Here is a 17,585-nt window from a genome sequence, read left to right as displayed (position 1 = left end):
ACTCGTTGCTCGAATGAATCAAGCTCGCGTGGTATTTTGCTGAGAGGGCCGTAAGAACTTATAAGCGGCCTAAGAGAATTGCCAACCACAAACTCAGATTCCCTTGCAGAGTTTGCCGATACACGCCAGCGCGGCGTAAAGCAGATAGACGTTTAAACAACCGAGCTTGCCGGCCGCCAGCAAACTCCCCCAGCACTCTTTTATTTGATTCCGATAGCCTGGTTATCATCCCGAACAGAACCTGAAGATTAGCGTCATTCCACTTTATGAATCTGCCTGACAACATTCCGCGCAAGCGCGCAAGCCGATCCATAAACGTAGCGTTGGCTCCAATCAGGTTTCCCCCGTGCTGCCTGTAGTACAGACCAGGCTGCGCGTCATATATGACCTCTCCACCACACCCTGTCACTAGAAGATATGTCAGCCAGTCATGCGCGACGATTGGGGAATCGTCAGGCAGTTCAAGCAGCAGGTCCCGTGCAGCTCGGTTAATAAGCATTGTGTTGGCGCCGGCAAGGCTCTGGACAAGGGCATTCTGAAACGATGGTGGTCTGGCGAACAGAGGCGACTTGCCGATAATATTATTGTCTGCATCTACCAGACAGGTTCTTGCACAGTACAGGGCGGGTGTGGTTTCGCCGACTCTGGAAAGACAGGAAAGGCTGCGCGCCAGCTTGTCGCTGAACCACACATCATCTTGATCACTGAACGCAAAGTAATCTCCGATTATGTCGCGGCGTTGAACGAGCGAAATGAAATTGCTCGCAAATCCTTGGCAAGGCCCCTTGAGGATAACCAGGCGCTCAGCGCCCCAGCGCGCCTGGTATTCGCTCAAAATACGACAGGTGTCATCGGTGGATGCATCATCAGAGACGTAAAGGACCCAGTCAGAAAAGGTCTGTGCCGCAAATGATTCCAGCTGCTCCTTCAGATAGGCGGCGCCATTGAACGTACACATCAAAATGGCTACACGCCCGGTAACGCTATGGGAACCCGTGATGCCGATAGGGCATGGCTCTAAGCTCGTGCCCGCCCCCCTGATGATACCCTTGACTGTTTGCCGCATTCCTGACGATGCCTTTAGGCGCAAAGTTTGCGAGTCTACCCGTTACCCACTCGTCCGTCAGTAGATGTGACGCAAATTCAGCTACTTGGAAAAATTATTCCTACTACCTACAAATCTAACGGAACTTTCCTACGTAGTTATAAAGCAAACTAAAAAGTGGGGGCGCAAGTACGTGCTAGCGGACGCCATAATCAGCGCGGGCCGCTTTAAGATTAGCCCATCGTGCCAAAATCTTCGGCGATGCCTCACCCCAACCTGAACCGCGCCGTATTGTCATTCAGCGCCCGACTCCCCTCACTCAAGGTATCCGCTGCCCGGTTAACCGCGCGCGCACCTTCGAGCAGGCGCCCTGCTGCCTGATCTACCTGCTGGATACTGCCGCTGACTTCGTCGGCGGTCGCGGCTTGTTCCTCGACTGCCGTCGAGATCTGCGCCAGGGTATCGGTCACGCCCTGCACGGCCGACGCGATTTCACCCAGGCGCGCGCCCAGGCCGGTAACAGACTGCGCGTCTGTGATGGCTTGTCCGCAGGCGGCTTCCATCAGGTCCACGGCCTGGGTCACGGTCGAGCGCAGGCTGTCGACCGTGCCAGCGATCTGCGCGGTGGAGGCCTGGGTGCGTTGCGAAAGACTGCGCACCTCGTCGGCGACCACGGCGAAACCGCGGCCCTGCTCGCCGGCTCGCGCGGCCTCGATGGCAGCGTTGAGGGCCAGCAGGTTGGTCTGCTCGGCAATACCACGGATGGCATCCACCACCGACTGGATCTGTTGCCCTTGCTCGCTGACGCGACTCAACGCAGCGGCGGTGTCGGTCAAGCGCCGATTGAGCTGTTGAATGCTGTGGGTCGTCCGCTGGCTGTCACGGCTGCTTTCTTCGGCGATCTGACGGGTCTGACGCGCGCTATCCGAAGCCTCCTCACAGCTTTTCGCCACACCCTGGGATGTAGCAGCCAGCTCGGTCGCCGCGGCCGCGATCTGGCTGATCTGCTGTTGCTGGTCTTCCACTTCATTGAGCGTGCCGCTGGACTGAGCGCTGAGCGTGTCTACGGCCTCCCCGACCCGCCGCGTTTCCTGATTGACTCCCAGCAGACTCGCCCGCAGTTGCACGACCGCCACGTTGAGCGCCTTGCTGATGGACGCCAGCTCGTCGCGTCCCTGAACCGATACCTCGACACACAGATTGCCGTCTCTGAGCGATTCGGCCAGCGTGGTGATCCCGCTCGCGCTACGACGGATCGACGCCTGCAGACAGGCGAACAGATAGAGCGCGGCCAGTAAAAGTACGGTAAATGCAGCAGCCAGGGGAATGAATGCCACAGTCGCCTTTTGTCGGTAGTAGTCCAGACGATCGTCCAGCGAAGTCAGCGACTGCTTGCGCAGCTCCGCCATCGCCCCAAGCATGGTATCGATACTGCGCTCGAAGGCGCTGGGCTGGAGTTTGATGGTCCCGCCGAAGACACCGTCGTCGAGCACCTTGAGTTCAGCGTCAAGCGTGGTCAGGGTCGTCTGGTAATGGTCGGCCCATCCCGCGAGTTCGGGCGGAAGCCGGGAGATCAACAGCGCCCCTGCCTTGTGCATCTGCTCACGGGCGTCGTCGATGCGACTGCGCAAGTCGCGCATCTGCAAGCGGCTTTGCAGGCTGAACTGTCCGGATACCACGGATGTCTGCCCGATGCTGGCCATCCGGCCGATGCGCTCGACCAGATCAGGGATCTGCTGGGTGGCAAGCTGCATGAGCAAGTAGGTTTCAAGCCTTGGATCGAGCATCAGGCCGCTGTCCATGCCGATCTGCTCGCGCAGCGCCTGGACTTCGCTCAATGCCCGGGTGAACCGGTCATAACCATCCGGCCACCAGCCAACGGTTCTCAGCGACGCTGTATCCATGCCGCCGGTCGAAGCTTTTACGACATCATAACGGGCCATCGCATCCCGGCTGGCGCCTTCGTGCGCCAATACGGTGCCAAGTTGTTCGACTGCCTGCACGATTCTGGGGCTGCCCGCATCGACCAATGCAATAGCCGCGCGCGCTTCGGGGGTCGGCTCACGCAGGATATCGGCCGCCTTCCAGCGCGCGGCAAGGTCCCGCTGCATCGACAATTGAGTGTCCAGGTCATCCAGCGCCCGAAGCTGACGAGTACCCGAGCGCTCGCCCGAAATGACCGCCAGCTTGTCGCGGTAGTCTTCGGCGATGACCCAGATACTGCCGAGTAAAGGCAACATGAACAGCAGAAACAGCATCTGGAACTTGCGGGCGAACTGAAAGCGCCCCATCAGGCGCATACCCGGCGACAAAAGACTGTTCATGATTTCCCCTGTAAAACGCTGCACAGGACCACCTGATGCAAACGACGCTAGATCCAAAAGCTGAAGGCAAATTGCCATTCCTACTTCTGACAAAGCAAAAACCGGACCTTTAGTACGGTCACCACCGAAAATCGTGCAGGATATGGCGCCAGAAGCCCGACGCAGAGAGAATGCCAGCGATGAGGGAAGCTGGCGCCCGGGAGGACTGCCAATACGCACGCCGGCAAAATCGTCACCGGAGGAAACACGAGTCGGGCTTTTCGTCACGGTCGAATGCCGGGAAACCGGCCTTCCGAGCTAACCAATTGATCACACGCAAATATTTTTCAGAACAATGCTTGACACTCTGCCGTTATCCACGAATAATGCGCGCCACTTGGCTACATAGCTCAGTTGGTTAGAGCATAGCATTCATAATGCTGGGGTCCGGGGTTCAAGTCCCTGTGTAGCCACCAAGTACCTGCTACGAGATGCATGGTGTCTCGTAGCGATCAAGAAGCCCGCCTCGTGCGGGCTTTCTTGTTTTTGGCGTTCGAACTTTTGCCCTCCTTTATGATGATCTCTTCCGGAATACCGGAATCTGCGTCCCGCGAAAAAGCCACACCCGCACCTTCCCGCCTGCGACAACCGATCGCGTTGACAGTCACAAAGAAATAATTTGTCGCACTATTTTCAAACCTGTTAGCATCAAAGCCCCGTGATGAGCAGACGGTACTCAAGTACCGCACCTCAATGCTGTGCTGACGAATGCTGTTCTTCAGCCGCCTTTTGCAAACGACCACAATTAGAGCAGTCCTCGAGGTCTGCCAGCCCTGTTCCGGATAGCGCAAAGCGCTCGAACGCGGTAGCCGGTTGGAAGACTCCCGCCCGCGTTCTTCGAAAAACTCTGGAACCTGACAAGCCGCCGCACACGCCCCTCAAGCCAGGGTGCTTTCGGCTGCCCGCTATTTACGTTGCTCAAGGTTCGCACAGCGTTACAGGCTTCTTGCATCGCCCCGGGGTTTTTCTTGTGAGCAGTCATAGGGGCCGTACATGCTGTTGAATAAACCTACGTCACGAAGGAAGTTTCTGCTTTCCTCGCTGATCGCGTTGCCTGCGATAGGCGTCGCCGTCAAAGGCCTGAGCGCCGCTGAAGCCGCTGAAATGGTGGCTCCCAAGCTTGAAGAGTACCGTCCGACCTTCTTCACCCCTGCCGAATGGGCATTCGTCATGGCGGCATGCGATCGCATGATTCCGGCCGGCGGCCGTGGTCCTGGCGCACTGGAAACCAACGTTCCGGTATTCGTAGACCAGCAACTGGCAAGCGATCTGGGCAGCGAAATCTACCTCGAAGGCCCCTTCCAGATCGATGCATCGCCTGATCTGGGCTATCAGATTCCGTACACCCCTCAGCAGATTTACCGCAATGGCATCAAGGCGGCTGACGCCTGGTGTCAGGAGCAGCATGGCAAGAGCTTTGCCCAGCTCGACGCGGCGACCCAGGACAGTGTGCTGAAGAAGCTGCAGTCCGGCGAAGTGAACTTCAAGGCTTACGGCGAAGACATCCTCAAGTCCAAGCTGTTCTTTGGCGAAATGCTGGCTCATGCCCAGCAGGGCTATCTCTCCGACCCGATCTACGGTGGCAACAAGGGCATGAAGGCCTGGATCGCCATCGGTTTCCCGGGTGCGCGCGCCAGCTACCTGGAATGGGTGACACAGCACAACGTCAAGTACCCGCTCGGGCCCGTCAGTCTCAGCGGCGATCGCGGCTGATCCCTATTCGCCAAGCATTCAGCAAAGGTTTTTTATGGCAAACATTACCAATGACGAAGTAGATGTCGTCGTCGTCGGCCTGGGTTGGGCCGGCTCTCTGATGAGCATCGAGCTGGCTCAGGCAGGCCTGAAAGTACGTGCCCTGGAACGCGGTGAAGATCGCTCCAACGCCGACTTTACGTATCCCAAGCCAGCCGATCAGTACGCTTATGGCGTGCGCAACAAGATCATGGTCACCCCGAAAGACGGCGCACTGACCGTTCGCCACAACGAAAAAAGCGTCGCATTGCCGACCCGCAAGTGGGGCGCGTTCGTGCCCGGCACCGGCGTGGGCGGTTCGGGTCTGCACTGGACCGGCGTACTGATCCGGCCGACCGAAACCGACATCAAGCTCAAGACGTATGCGGACCAGGCCTACAAGCCCGGCATTCTGCAGGACGACATGCGCATCGGCGACTACCCCTTCACCTGGGACGAGATCGAACCGTACCTGGACAAGTTCGACAAGATCTGTGGCCTGTCCGGCAACACCGGCAACCTGAACGGCAAGATCATGGAAGGCGGTGACCCGTTCGAAGGCCGGCGCTCGAACCCGTACCCGCTGCCCGCACTGGAAGACACGCTGAACAACAAGATGTTCGCCGACGCCGCGCGCAAGCTGGGCTACCACCCGTTCCCGAACCCTTCGGCAAACGTGTCACGTGCCTGGACCAACCCGTACGGCAACCAGATCGCGCCGTGCAACTACTGCGGCTATTGCAGCAAGTACCCATGCCTGAACTACTCGAAGGCTTCGCCGCAGACCGCGGTGATGGATTCGCTCAAGCGCATGAAGAACTTCGATTACAAGTGCAACGCCAACGTGCTTAAAGTCGAACTGCATCAGGACGGCAAGACCGCGCGTGGCGTAACCTACGCCGACCAGGACGGCAATATCGTGTTCCAGCCGGCCGGCATCGTCGTGCTTGCAGGTTTCCAGTTCGTCAACGTGCGCCTGATGCTGCTGTCCGGTATCGGCAAGCCCTACGATCCGATCACCGAGACGGGCACCGTGGGCCGCAACTACGCGTTCCTCAGCAACGGCGGTTCGACCCTGTTCTTCAAGGACAAGGAGTTCAACCCGTTCGCTACCGCCGGCGCCACTGGCCAGATGTTCAACGACGTCTCGCCCGGCAACTTCGACGGTCCTTCCCTGGGCTTCATCGGCGGCGCCAAGATCCACAGTTCGCAAGCCACCGGTACGCCGATCGGCACCTCGCTGCCCGCCGGCACTCCGGCCTGGGGTCAGGGCTGGAAAGACGGCATGCAGGACTGGTACGGCCATTCGATGAAGGTCAGCATCTCCACCGGCTGCATGTCGTATCGCGGTCACTACGTGGACCTGGACCCGACCTACAAGGACCCGTGGGGCCTGCCGCTGCTGCGCATCACCTTCGACTGGAAACAGAACGAACTCAAGCTGCAGCAGTACCTGCGCAAGATCGTGCTGGACATCACCAAGGAACTGAACCCGGACAGCTACAGCGAAAGCTTCCTGGGCATGGATTCGCACTGGGATATCACCAAGTACGTTTCGACGCACAACGTGGGCGGCGCAATCATGGGCGATTCGCCCAAGACCAGCGCGCTCAACCGCTACCTGCAGAGCTGGGACGTGCATAACGTCTTCGTTCCAGGCGGCAACGCCTTCCCGCAGAACTTCCAGGCGAACCCGACCGCGCTCATTGGCGCCCTCACGCTGTTCTCGGCCCAGGCCATCAAGGATCAGTACCTGAAAAACCCTGGCCCGCTGGTTCAGGCATAAGGAGCGAGACCATGAAATCCAAATCCCGCTCTTTGTTGCTGGGACTGATCGTTGCCGCGGTGGTGATCGCGCTGCTGGGCTGGCTGGTCAGCGTCTTTTTGAACCGCTCGGGCGATGCCTCGGCGCAGATGACTCAGGAAGTGACGCCTGAACTCATCAAGAAAGGCGAATACCTGGCACGCGCCGGCGACTGCGTGGCCTGCCACACCAGCCACGATGGCAAACCTTTCGCGGGCGGTCACGGTATCGCCTCGCCGATCGGCACCATCTATGCCACCAACATCACGCCTGACAAGGAAACCGGTATTGGCGACTGGACGTACGGCGACTTCGAGCGCGCGGTCCGCCGTGGCGTCGGCCATGATGGCAGCGCGCTGTATCCGGCGATGCCCTTCCCGTCCTACGCCCGCGTGACCGACGAAGACACCCAGGCGCTGTATGCCTACTTCATGAAGGGCGTCGAGCCGGTCAAGCAGGCGAACAAGGCCAACGACATTCCGTGGCCTCTGTCGATCCGCTGGCCGCTGGCGTACTGGCGCACGTTGTTCTCGCCAAGCCCTGAGTCGGTCGCCGTTCCACTCGCTGCCGCCAAGTCCGACAGCGAAGCGAAGATCGCCCGTGGTGCGTATCTGGTACAAGGCCTGGGCCATTGCGGCTCCTGCCATACACCACGCGCGCTGACCATGCAGGAAAAAGGCCTCGAAGATAAAGACGCCGACTACCTGACTGGCGCTGTGCTCAACGACTGGGCAGTGCCGGCACTGCGCGGCGTGAAGCACTGGTCGCAGGAAGAGCTGGTCGACTACTTGGGTACCGGCCGTAACGGCAAGGCTGCGGTTGCCGGCGAGATGACCGACGTCATCGCCAACAGCACCTCGCACATGTCCGACGAGGACCTGCACGCCATGGCTGCCTACCTGAAGTCCCTGGCGTCCGACGGCAAAGCGGTTTACCAGCATGAGCCGCAGCGCAGCGACGCCACCGCGGCCAAGCTGACCGCTGCCAAGGACCTCACCCTGGGCGAGCGTCTGTACCTGGATAACTGCAACGCCTGTCACTTCGTCAAAGGCGAAGGCGCTTCGCGGGTCTTCCCGCGTCTGGACGGCGCTTCGGTGATCAACGCCGAAAACCCGACAGCGCTGATCCATGTGATCCTCGCCGGCGCGCAGACACCGTCCACCGAGCGTGCCCCCGCGGTGCTGCCGATGCCAGGTTTCGCCAAGCGCCTGAGTGACAGCGAGGTTGCCGAGCTGGCGTCCTTCCTGCGCCAGGGCTGGTCGAACAAGGCCTCTGCCGTGAGCGAGAAGCAGGTGAAGGAAGTGCGTTCAGCATTGGAAAAAGGCCACCCTGTGGCCGAGAAAAAGCTGGAAGCCAGTAACGAGCGGTAACCGACCGTAAACAGAGAAGCCCGCCATGTGCGGGCTTTTTTGTGGGTGAGCGTCGTACGTCCAATCGCGCACTGTTCCGCCCTCAGACCGCGTCATTCTCATCGCCAGCAAGCTGGCTCCCACTGAGAGTAAACACGCGATTTCCGTAGGAGCGGATTTATCCGCGAAAGCTCACGAAGGACGACACATTGACTGCGTCTGATACATTTTTCGCGGATGAATCCGCTCCTACAGGCGATGGGGCGGCTCCGCTCGCACAGGGCCGCCCTTTTTGTTAACTGCCAGATCAGATACTGAACTTGCCCACCAGGCTGTTGAACGACACCGCCAGACGCGACAGTTCCTGGCTAGAGGCGCTGGTCTGGTGTGCGCCTGCGGCGGTCTGGGTCGACAGGTCCTGGATGTTGATCAGGTTGCGATCCACTTCACGGGCCACGTGGGACTGCTCTTCGGAGGCGGTGGCAATGACCATGTTGCGGTCGTTGATTTCCGCGATGCTCTGAGCGATACGCTCCAGCGACTGACCGGTGGCCTGGGCCAGCGACTGGGTGTTGCTGGCCAGGGTCCGGCTGTTGCCCATGGCGCGCACGGCCTGATCGGCGCTGTTCTGCACAGTGCCGATCATGTTCTCGATTTCGCCCGTGGATGCCTGGGTACGGGCGGCCAAGGCGCGAACTTCGTCGGCGACCACGGCGAAACCACGACCCTGTTCACCGGCGCGGGCTGCCTCGATGGCTGCGTTGAGCGCCAGCAGGTTGGTCTGTTCGGCAATACCGCGAATCACGTCCAGCACCTGGCCGATATCGCGAACCTGACCGGCCAGTTCTTCGACCATGGTGGTGGATGAGCTGATTTCGGCGCTAACCGTGTTGATTGCCTTGACGGCTTCGCGCGCCTGGTCGCGGCCGGTCGCGGCCTCGTTGCTGGTCAGCTTCGATGCATCGGATGTGGACATGGCATTGCGCGCCACTTCTTCCACGGCCGCGGTCATTTCGGTGACTGCGGTAGCGGCCTGCTGGATTTCATCGTTCTGGCGATTCAGGCCCCGGCTGCTCTCTTCAGTGACGGCGTTCAGCTCTTCCGCCGCCGAGGCCAGTTGGTCGGCTGCGCTGGCGATCTGCTGGATGGTGTTCTTCAGGCTGGTCTGCATATCACCCAGCGCCGACAGCAATTGACCCGCTTCGTCGCGACGCGTACTGACGATAGGCTGAGTCAGATCACCGCTGGCGACGCGTTGAGCGCTGACCACGGCTTCGGCAATCGGACGGCTGATGGCGCGGCTGATGAACATGCCCAGGATAAAGGCGGCCAGGAATGCCAGGCCCACGCCAACGTATAGGTTGAGACGAGCGGAAGCTTCGGTCTCAGTCGCTGCCACGGAAGCCTCTTCGGCCTGGCGGGCGTTGGACTTCACCATGACGTTGAACTCTTCCATCACTTGGCGATAGCTCTGGTGCATGTCACTGGCGATGAGTGCTCTGGCACCCGGGATATCGCCTGCGTTGATCAGCGTCATGATCCGGTCGAGCAGCGCCTGATAGGCCGGCCAGTCGCGATCCATCTGATCACCCGCAGCACGCTCGTCATCGGCCAGCGGAGTAGCCCGATATTCCTTGTAGGATTTCTCGGTGGCAGCGCGGTTTTCCCGCATGCTGGCAAGAATCTCGTCTTTCAGCGTCTGCGGTGCATTGGCTGCCACCGCTGACAGGTAACGGTAGAGATCGCGGTTCTGAGAAATGAAATTGCTTTTAGCCACGCTGGTCTTGGAAATCGATACCAGGTTGTTGTCGAAAACCGACTTCATGTTGGCGGATATCGCCTCGACGCCCCGGCCGCCGATCACACCGACCGCAACCGTAATGAGCGCGCACAGCGCAAATGCAATGAAAAGCTTGGTCGAAAGCTTGGCGTTGTAGAACCAGTTCATCCGAATTACCTATGGAACAGCCGAAAGGGCTGAGCAAACGTGCGGGAGGGAAACGCGCAATCAAGTGGCGTCAAACCTGCTATCGGCTTGTCTGGCAACGGCTGTAGGCAGTTCATCGGCGTTTGGTTACATATTTTCCTAGCTTGACGTGCGCCTGTAGGAGCCAGCTCGCTGGCGATTGAACTTGGATCGCCAGCAAGACGGATCGCCGCCCGCTGGCTCCTGCAGAGCACTGGATCAGGATTTTTTCACAGTCCTTGGGCTACCATCGGCGGTTATTCGTCAGCCAGAGCCTGTGAGCCGTGATACCTGCGTCCATTCCCGATCAGTCGTCCCCTCTTCCCGCTGTGCTTGCCGGCCCTGTGCTGCGTCGTCAGGAATCGGAGCGCGTAGTGATGTGGCTGGTGGGGTCGCGTCCATTGCGGTTGACGCTGCGGTTGCGTGCGCAAGGCCAGGGATTCACGGACTACGTTCTGGACGCGGAGAAGTGTCAGGTCGTCGCCGTGGGCCGTCATGCGTTCGTGCACTTGATCGATGTGCGTCTCGGTGAAGCATTGCCCCATGACACGCTGATCGACTATGACCTGCTGATCGACGGCGAATCCGGCGGAGTCGCTCAGTGGGCACCGCATCTGTTGTACGCCGGTAACGACCTGCCCAATTTCGTTGTCCGTAGCCGGATCGATCAATTGCTGCACGGATCCTGCCGCAAGCCTCATCACGGCTCGGCCGAGGGTCTTCTGTGCGTTGACCGCCTGCTGGCCGGTCAACAGGCGCCGAAGGATCGTCCGGCTCTGTTGATGATGAGCGGCGATCAGATTTACGCCGACGATGTGGCCGGCCCCATGTTGCGGGCGATTCACGCGCTGATCCAACGTCTCGGTCTGTTCGGCGAAACCCTGGAAGGTGCGGTGGTCAGTCACAGTGACGAGCTGTACCAGCACCCGGCCAGCTACTATCAGCGCGCCGACCTGCTGCCCGCCCTCAAAAGCAACGACACGCTGCGCGAGCGTTTTTTCGGCGGCGCCAGCAAGCCGGTGTTCACCAGCAGCACGGCGGACAATCATCTGGTCACTTTCGCCGAAGTGATGGCCATGTACCTGCTGGTCTGGTCGCCCACACCGTGGGCTCTCATCGAGGTAACCCCGCCGCGCTTCGAACCCGGCGAGCGTGAGCGCTGGGAACGTGAGCACCTGCAGGTCGAGGCGTTCCGGAAAGGCCTGAACGGCGTGGCACGGGCCATGGCGCACCTGCCCTGCATGATGATCTTCGACGATCACGACATCACCGACGACTGGAATCTGTCGGCGAACTGGGAGGACACCGCCTACAACCATCCTTTTTCACGGCGCATCATCGGTAATGCCTTGATCGCCTATCTGCTGTGTCAGGGCTGGGGCAACAATCCGGATGTGTTTCCGGAACTGGTCCGTCAGACTCAGGAGCTGAGTGCCGAGGCGGCATGCGCGGGACAGGACTGGCAGACCGAGAGCCAGGATGTGTTGATCACCCGTCTGCTCGCGTTCCAGCAATGGCATTACGTATTGCCAAGCGAGCCAGCCTTGGTGGTGCTCGACACTCGTACCCGGCGCTGGCGCAGCGAATCGAATTTCAATCACCCCTCCGGCCTGCTGGACTGGGAAGCGCTCAGCGAACTGCAACATGAATTGCTCGACCACAAGTCCGCAATCATCGTTTCTCCGGCGCCAGTCTTCGGGGTCAAGTTGATCGAGGCCATCCAGCGGGTATTCAGCTGGTGTGGCTACCCTCTGCTGGTGGACGCGGAAAACTGGATGGCGCACCGGGGCGCGGCGCAGGTGATCCTGAATATCTTCCGGCACTCGCGGACCCCGGGTAACTACGTGATCCTTTCGGGCGACGTGCATTATTCGTTCGTCTACGAAATCCTGATCCGCCACCGCAGCGGCGGGCCGCGCATCTGGCAGATCACCAGCAGCGGCATCAAGAACGAATTTCCCCGCAGGCTGCTGGATACATTCGACCGGCTCAACCGTTGGCTGTACTCTCCCCGCTCGCCGCTGAACTGGTTTACCAAACGTCGCCTGATGAAAGTCGTGCCGCGTATTCCCGAGCACAGCAAGGCCGGCGAGCGGCTATGGAATTCGGCGGGCGTCGGCCAGGTTTTCCTCAATGAAACCGGGCAGCCGGTGCTGATCAATCAGCTCAACGCCAACGGCACGCCGCCTACCTGTTTCGTCGAGGTCGAGCAGCCGCAAGACGAGCGGACCGACGCGCAGCCCCGTTTTATGGAAAATGAACGGGAAACCAGCGATAGTCATCGCTGAACCTTCTCGCCGGTTACCGGGTCGATAGTGGTTACCGGTCGGGTTTACGGCCAGGAAGGTGTCTGAAGCACCCTCTGAACCCTGACAGTATTTTTCCGTGGAGAGCGCCCCGTGATAACCAACCAACGCATAGCCAGACTCAACGCCTGGGGGGCGCATGGCTTTACCGCCACCGGCGTCGTCCTGGCGTTTCTCGCCACCATCGCGCTGTTCAACAACGAGCCCAAGGCCTGCCTCCTGTGGCTGGGCGCCGCGCTCATCGTTGACGGTCTGGATGGCTCGCTGGCGCGCAAGGTCAATACCACGTCGGTCCTGCCGCATTTCGACGGTTCGGTGCTGGATCTGGTGATCGACTACCTGACCTATGTCTTCATACCGGCGCTGTTCATCTATCGATACATCCCGGTTCCTGACTACACCTTGCTGCTGAGCGTTTCGGTGATTCTGGTGTCGTCGCTGTTCTGCTTCTGCAACGTCGACATGAAGAGCAAGGACAATTACTTCCAGGGTTTTCCGGCGGCCTGGAATGTGGTCGCGCTCTGTCTGTACATCCTGTCGCCGGAGCCATGGCTGACCTTCATCACCATCATCGCTCTCGCCCTGCTGACCCTGACCCGCATGAAGTTCCTGCACCCGTTTCGGGTACGTCGCTTCATGCCGATCAACATTGCCGTGACGACCGTATGGCTGTTGAGCAGTGCGTTGCTGATCATCAATCACCCACACAACGGTCCCGTGGTCATGGGCCTGTGGCTGACTATGTCGGCCTACTTTCTCGGCATCTGCATCTGGCGCACGTCGCTGGAATGGATCGGCCGGCTCAAGGCCTGACCAACCCCGCCCGGCCGGAATGCGTTTCCGGCCGGCGCATCCTTCTCCCGATCAGGACTTCGCGTCCGCGTCTGCCTGCATGACCACCGGGGTCTTGCCGAAATACCAGGTGCTGAAGCAGCACAGCGACAGCCCCGCCGCCGCCAGCAAGCCGCCCACGATGCCGACGTTGGCGACCCCCAGCTGACTGCTGACCACGCTGCCAAGCAGTGCTCCGCCGCCAATCCCGATATTGAAGATGCCCGAGAACAGCGCCATCGCGACATCGGTAGCATCCGGCGCCAGCGACAGTACACGCGCTTGCAGCAACAGGCCGAAGCACATGATCGCCACGCCCCAGATGACCGTCAGCGTACCCAGCGCCTGGATATGGCCGGAAAGCGGCAGCAGCATCAGCAGACACAATGCGATCACCGAAATGGCGCCGATCAGCATGCCATTGGGAAAGCGGCTGCTCAGCAGGCTGAACAGCACCGATCCGATCACCCCCGCGCCGCCGAACAGCAACAGCAGGAATGTGGTCATTTCGCCGCTCAGCACGGCGACGTTCTGCGTGAAGGGTTCGATGTAGCTGTAGGCGGTGAAATGCGCGGTCACCACGATGACCGTCAACAGATAGACCGCCATCAGGCGCGAACGCTTGAAAAGCATTGGCAGACTTTGCAGCGAGCCGGAGTTCTGGCTTGGCAGCACCGGCAATGCCCGGCTGAGCAGCACCACCACGACCGCCGCCACCGCGGCGATGCTCAGGAACGTGGTCCGCCAGCCCAGCGCCTCGCCCAGCATCCGGCCCAAGGGAATGCCCAGCACCATGGCCAGTGAAGTGCCGGTCGCCAGCAGTCCCAGCGCCTGAACCTGTTTGCCCGGCGGGGCGATGCGCACCGCCAGCGAGGCGGTCACCGACCAGAACACCGCGTGCGCAAAGGCAATGCCGACCCGGCTGACCAGCAACAGGGCGAAGCTGTTGGAGGCCGCCGAGACTACATGGCTGACCACGAACACGGCGAAAACCCCCATCAGCAGCTTGCGCCGCTCGATGTTGCGCGTGATCAGCATCATCGGCAACGACATCAGCGACACGACCCAGGCGTAAATGGTGAGCATCAGCCCTACCTGCGCGGTGGTCATGTCGAAACTGGCACCGATATTGGTCAGAAGGCCAATCGGCACGAACTCGGTGGTATTGAAAATGAAGGCCGCCAGCGCCAGCGCGATCACGCCTAGCCAGCTTCCGGTATGTTCATTGGGGGGCGTATTCATCAGGAGGGGCAGCGCTCAAAGAAAGGTCGTTCACCACGCGCTTCCTGCACGTGGCACCTGGACAGCAAAATCAGGCATGCAAAGCAGCCACACGGCAACGCGAAAACCGCCACTCAAGGTTTGCACCGAGTGTCGCGAGCGATGTGGATTTTCTTGTGAGTATTGGAATACAGCCGGATGCCGCGGATTCTACGTCTCGCGCTGTTGGACCACAACACAACGCCGGTGACGCCTCGTGTGGGATAACCACCCGTCGATTGCGCGAGACACACTACATAGTTGCGCACCGCGGCATTTACCGACGCGCAAATACCGCCGCACACTGGTCGTCCAAGGAGGTGTCATATGTTCACGACCATTCTGGTAGCCGTCGACGGCAATGAACAAAGCGACAAGGTTCTGGAACTCGCACGTCGCATGGCGGATTCAGGTACGGGGCCGGCCCGTCTGCATCTGGTCTGCGTGGTGGACCCGGCCTACGCCGTGAAGGATTGCGAAACGGCCGGGACGCGTCAGGAGTTTCCCGCCGCGGCCAATGAGCAGCATCATGCCGAAGTCCTGATCGACCGCGCCTTAGGGCAGCTTCGCGAACGGGGCATGCAGTGTTCGGCCAGCACGCTGCGCGGCAACAGCCCGGCGCAGGCGATTTGCGATGAGGCTCGCCGCATCGAAAGCGATCTTATCGTGATCGGCCATCGACACCTGTCGTTCATGGGGCGCCTGCTAGATCCTTCGGTGGGTCAGCGTATCCTGGACGCGGCGCCCTGCCCGGTGCTGGTGGAAGTGCGCTAGCCCGCCCGCCCCAGCAGGACCGTAGGAGCGGATTCATCCGCGATAAACGCTGACGCGGTTTCCCTGATTCACCGCATGAACCGGCATTGCTGCCGCTTTGCGGCAGATCGCGGATAAATCCGCTCCTACGAATCGTGCACACCTGTTCGTGGGAGCCAGCTTGCTGGCGATAAAACGATTACGCGGTCTATCTGAAAAAACGCGCTGTCCGGTTTGCTGCCGCTTTGCGGCAGATCGCGGATAAATCCGCTCCTACGAATGCGAACCGCCGAGGAAGCGCCGTTCGTGATCCGCGTGCGGCAGCAGGCAATGGTCATAACGCCCGAACAACCGATAGCGATTGAGCGCGATGCGGTTGTAGGCCCAGTCCCGCAATGGGCGTGGGAAGATGCGCAGGATACCGAGCAACGGCCACGGCGAAGGCAGCAGCCGCATGATGTACAGAAAGGCGTCCGAGCGCAGGTAGACCCGATCGTTGACGATCAATGCAATGGTATGAAATTCGTCGAGCGGCAGGCCGGCCCACCTCAACAGTGCCTGGCCTTCCGGCGACTGTACGGCGGCCAGACGCAGCCGCCGATGCCGGTCATGGCGGATCAGGAATTTCACGACGCCGTTGCATAACTTGCAGACGCCGTCGAACAGCACGACACATTCATCGGGTTTCAGGTAAGGCGCGGGGCTGGCTGGCATGACGTTGCTCCTGAACTGGATGTCCGCCGCATGCGCTGAAACGCAAACGCCCCGCGATCCGGGGTGGACCGCGAGGCGTGCAGACTAATGCGTCAGGCGCTTGAATCAAACCTTTCGCACGAACTCGGATTTGAGCTTCATGGCGCCGATCCCGTCGATCTTGCAATCGATGTCGTGATCGCCGTCCACCAGGCGGATGTTCTTGACCTTGGTTCCGACCTTGACCACCAGTGAGGATCCTTTGACTTTCAGGTCCTTGATCACCGTCACACTGTCGCCGTCCTGCAGCACGTTGCCGGTGGAATCCTTGATCACTTTCACGTCGTCCGAAGCGTCGGCGGCCTCGCCCGCGGCAGACCACTCATGAGCACATTCCGGGCAAACGAGCATGGTGCCGTCTTCGTAGGTGTACTCGGAATTGCATTTGGGGCAGGACGGTAAGCTCACTGGAATCTCGCATCGAAGGTTAAAGACCATGAATTATAAAGGGCTTTTAGCTTTCGATGCGAGCGAGGCCGGGTTTCACTGCTGCGGCCAGGTGTCCCCCAGCAGCTTCAGCACCGGCTGGTTGTTACGGTATTTCTCCCGCAAGGGGTGCCACATCACTTCCAGATCCCTGCAGACCTCCGATTCGGGTGTCGCGGTGCACAGTTCCACCACATCAAGGTATTCGCGCACATCGCTGTCGAGGGTATCGGCGGGTTGCTCGCAGGACGGGCAGGAATTGAGCACCACCTGCGCCTGATCCAGCCAGCCCGCATATTGCTTGCCGTTTTTCGCCGTGTAGGTGCCGTAGATCCAGGCACTGTCGGTGCCCATCGATACCTGCACGGTGTCGCCGGCGACGACGTAGGCTTTCTGCGCCGAGCAGGAGGCATGGGGCGCATCGTGAAAGTAAGCGCGGCGGCTCCCGATGATTGTGCCTTGCAGCAAAGGACGGTAACCGCCGTTGTCCAGCCGGATGTTTTCGTCGAGCACTTCGCAGTCAATCGGCTCCGAAGCCTCGCCTTCCAGCTTCTCAACCTGCTGCAGCAGCACTTCCGTATGATGATGACCGGACACCGCGCCGAACAAGCTGCCCTTGAGCGTCACAGTCTCACCCAGCAAGGGACGCAACGCGTCGTACCCCGGCTGATCGAGCACCAACTGGATCAGGCGCACATCGTCATCGACGCTCAGCGCCTCTTCATCGTCGTTGCCAGCCATGCACAAGGGCGAGTCCAGCGCCAGATAAAAGCCGACCTCAGGCTCGTCACCCGTGGTCAGGTCTTCGAATCCGGGCACACCCGGAAACACGCGACGCTCCAGCATGCCTTGAATGGAAACCACGTCCGGTTCGAAGCTCAGGCACGGCTCCACGGCCCGTGCCTGAGTCAGGGGCATCACGCCGAAGACCAGACAGAACAAAATACGCAAACGCAAAGTGAAGTCCATATGTGCTACATCCCGGAAACGTCGGAGCG

At 60.2% G+C, this 17,585-nt stretch carries 13 protein-coding genes, 1 tRNA gene and 1 pseudogene; 7 read left to right on the top strand and 8 right to left on the bottom strand.

What is annotated here, in order from left to right; all coding sequences use genetic code 11:
- Positions 1 to 58: 58 nt before the first annotated feature.
- Both TRP66_RS16815 and TRP66_RS16810 read right to left on the bottom strand, forming a co-directional pair.
- On the bottom strand, positions 59 to 1,066 hold the full coding sequence (locus TRP66_RS16815) for a glycosyltransferase family 2 protein (protein WP_333404801.1): 1,008 nt from the start codon (positions 1,064 to 1,066) through the stop codon (positions 59 to 61).
- A 245-nt stretch (positions 1,067 to 1,311) separates the two neighbouring features.
- Positions 1,312 to 3,369, bottom strand: coding sequence for a methyl-accepting chemotaxis protein (locus TRP66_RS16810; RefSeq protein WP_333404799.1), 2,058 nt, complete (start codon positions 3,367 to 3,369; stop codon positions 1,312 to 1,314).
- Positions 3,370 to 3,747: 378 nt separating this feature from the next.
- Here TRP66_RS16810 and TRP66_RS16805 point away from each other — a divergent pair.
- From TRP66_RS16805 to TRP66_RS16790, 4 genes are all read left to right on the top strand, one after another.
- Positions 3,748 to 3,824, top strand: a tRNA-Met gene (locus tag TRP66_RS16805).
- Positions 3,825 to 4,401: 577 nt separating this feature from the next.
- A complete protein-coding gene (locus TRP66_RS16800) occupies positions 4,402 to 5,121 on the top strand; it encodes a gluconate 2-dehydrogenase subunit 3 family protein (RefSeq protein ID WP_333404797.1) in 720 nt (239 codons plus the stop codon).
- Between the two features lie 34 nt (positions 5,122 to 5,155).
- Positions 5,156 to 6,925 carry a GMC family oxidoreductase gene (locus tag TRP66_RS16795; RefSeq protein ID WP_333404795.1) on the top strand — a complete coding sequence of 590 codons (1,770 nt, stop codon included), beginning with the start codon at positions 5,156 to 5,158 and terminating at the stop codon, positions 6,923 to 6,925.
- An 11-nt stretch (positions 6,926 to 6,936) separates the two neighbouring features.
- Positions 6,937 to 8,313, top strand: coding sequence for a c-type cytochrome (locus TRP66_RS16790; RefSeq protein WP_333404792.1), 1,377 nt, complete (start codon positions 6,937 to 6,939; stop codon positions 8,311 to 8,313).
- 286 nt (positions 8,314 to 8,599) lie between these two features.
- Here the strand turns inward: TRP66_RS16790 and TRP66_RS23650 are convergent, their stop codons facing one another.
- Positions 8,600 to 9,463: a methyl-accepting chemotaxis protein gene (locus tag TRP66_RS23650; protein ID WP_442965216.1), complete on the bottom strand. Its 864-nt coding sequence runs from the start codon at positions 9,461 to 9,463 to the stop codon at positions 8,600 to 8,602.
- Positions 9,458 to 10,240, bottom strand: a pseudogene (locus TRP66_RS23645) (MCP four helix bundle domain-containing protein); the annotation flags it as partial. The pseudogene TRP66_RS23645 and the gene TRP66_RS23650, both read right to left, overlap by 6 nt.
- Before the next feature lie 305 nt (positions 10,241 to 10,545).
- On the opposite strand from TRP66_RS23645, the gene TRP66_RS16780 reads away from it, so the two are divergent.
- Both TRP66_RS16780 and pcsA read left to right on the top strand, forming a co-directional pair.
- Positions 10,546 to 12,546 (top strand): alkaline phosphatase D family protein, encoded by a 2,001-nt coding sequence (locus tag TRP66_RS16780; RefSeq protein ID WP_333405041.1) that lies wholly within the window; start codon positions 10,546 to 10,548, stop codon positions 12,544 to 12,546.
- Positions 12,547 to 12,657: 111 nt separating this feature from the next.
- A complete protein-coding gene (gene pcsA, locus TRP66_RS16775; protein ID WP_333404788.1) occupies positions 12,658 to 13,377 on the top strand; it encodes a phosphatidylcholine synthase in 720 nt (239 codons plus the stop codon).
- A 51-nt stretch (positions 13,378 to 13,428) separates the two neighbouring features.
- Here the strand turns inward: pcsA and TRP66_RS16770 are convergent, their stop codons facing one another.
- On the bottom strand, positions 13,429 to 14,640 hold the full coding sequence (locus TRP66_RS16770; protein WP_333405039.1) for a sugar transporter: 1,212 nt from the start codon (positions 14,638 to 14,640) through the stop codon (positions 13,429 to 13,431).
- 342 nt (positions 14,641 to 14,982) lie between these two features.
- Between TRP66_RS16770 and TRP66_RS16765 the strand changes: the two genes are divergently transcribed.
- Positions 14,983 to 15,429 (top strand): universal stress protein, encoded by a 447-nt coding sequence (locus TRP66_RS16765; RefSeq protein ID WP_333404787.1) that lies wholly within the window; start codon positions 14,983 to 14,985, stop codon positions 15,427 to 15,429.
- Positions 15,430 to 15,681: 252 nt separating this feature from the next.
- Here TRP66_RS16765 and TRP66_RS16760 read toward each other — a convergent pair whose 3' ends face one another.
- The 3 genes from TRP66_RS16760 to TRP66_RS16750 all read right to left on the bottom strand — a co-directional run bounded on the left by TRP66_RS16760 (position 15,682) and on the right by TRP66_RS16750 (position 17,556).
- Positions 15,682 to 16,122 (bottom strand): thiol-disulfide oxidoreductase DCC family protein, encoded by a 441-nt coding sequence (locus TRP66_RS16760; protein WP_333404785.1) that lies wholly within the window; start codon positions 16,120 to 16,122, stop codon positions 15,682 to 15,684.
- Positions 16,123 to 16,227: 105 nt separating this feature from the next.
- Positions 16,228 to 16,599 carry a zinc ribbon domain-containing protein YjdM gene (locus TRP66_RS16755; RefSeq protein ID WP_333404783.1) on the bottom strand — a complete coding sequence of 124 codons (372 nt, stop codon included), beginning with the start codon at positions 16,597 to 16,599 and terminating at the stop codon, positions 16,228 to 16,230.
- Positions 16,600 to 16,644: 45 nt separating this feature from the next.
- Positions 16,645 to 17,556: a DUF4431 domain-containing protein gene (locus TRP66_RS16750; RefSeq protein WP_333404780.1), complete on the bottom strand. Its 912-nt coding sequence runs from the start codon at positions 17,554 to 17,556 to the stop codon at positions 16,645 to 16,647.
- Between the last annotated feature and the right edge of the window lie 29 nt (positions 17,557 to 17,585).

It is taken from the genome of Pseudomonas sp. JDS28PS106, assembly GCF_036706555.1.
GTDB lineage: Bacteria > Pseudomonadota > Gammaproteobacteria > Pseudomonadales > Pseudomonadaceae > Aquipseudomonas.
The sequence above is the reverse complement of the archived record's forward strand: the minus strand, read 5'-3'. Positions and strand labels throughout refer to the sequence as shown.

Bases quoted from the DNA above. Each gene is read 5' to 3' on its own strand.
- TRP66_RS16815 (WP_333404801.1), bottom strand. From the start codon at position 1,066: ATGCGGCAAACAGTCAAGGGTATCATCAGGGGGGCGGGCACGAGCTTA.
- TRP66_RS16810 (WP_333404799.1), bottom strand. From the start codon at position 3,369: ATGAACAGTCTTTTGTCGCCGGGTATGCGCCTGATGGGGCGCTTTCAG.
- TRP66_RS16800 (WP_333404797.1), top strand. From the start codon at position 4,402: ATGCTGTTGAATAAACCTACGTCACGAAGGAAGTTTCTGCTTTCCTCG.
- TRP66_RS16795 (WP_333404795.1), top strand. From the start codon at position 5,156: ATGGCAAACATTACCAATGACGAAGTAGATGTCGTCGTCGTCGGCCTG.
- TRP66_RS16790 (WP_333404792.1), top strand. From the start codon at position 6,937: ATGAAATCCAAATCCCGCTCTTTGTTGCTGGGACTGATCGTTGCCGCG.
- TRP66_RS23650 (WP_442965216.1), bottom strand. From the start codon at position 9,463: ATGCAGACCAGCCTGAAGAACACCATCCAGCAGATCGCCAGCGCAGCC.
- TRP66_RS16765 (WP_333404787.1), top strand. From the start codon at position 14,983: ATGTTCACGACCATTCTGGTAGCCGTCGACGGCAATGAACAAAGCGAC.
- TRP66_RS16760 (WP_333404785.1), bottom strand. From the start codon at position 16,122: ATGCCAGCCAGCCCCGCGCCTTACCTGAAACCCGATGAATGTGTCGTG.
- TRP66_RS16755 (WP_333404783.1), bottom strand. From the start codon at position 16,599: ATGGTCTTTAACCTTCGATGCGAGATTCCAGTGAGCTTACCGTCCTGC.
- TRP66_RS16750 (WP_333404780.1), bottom strand. From the start codon at position 17,556: ATGGACTTCACTTTGCGTTTGCGTATTTTGTTCTGTCTGGTCTTCGGC.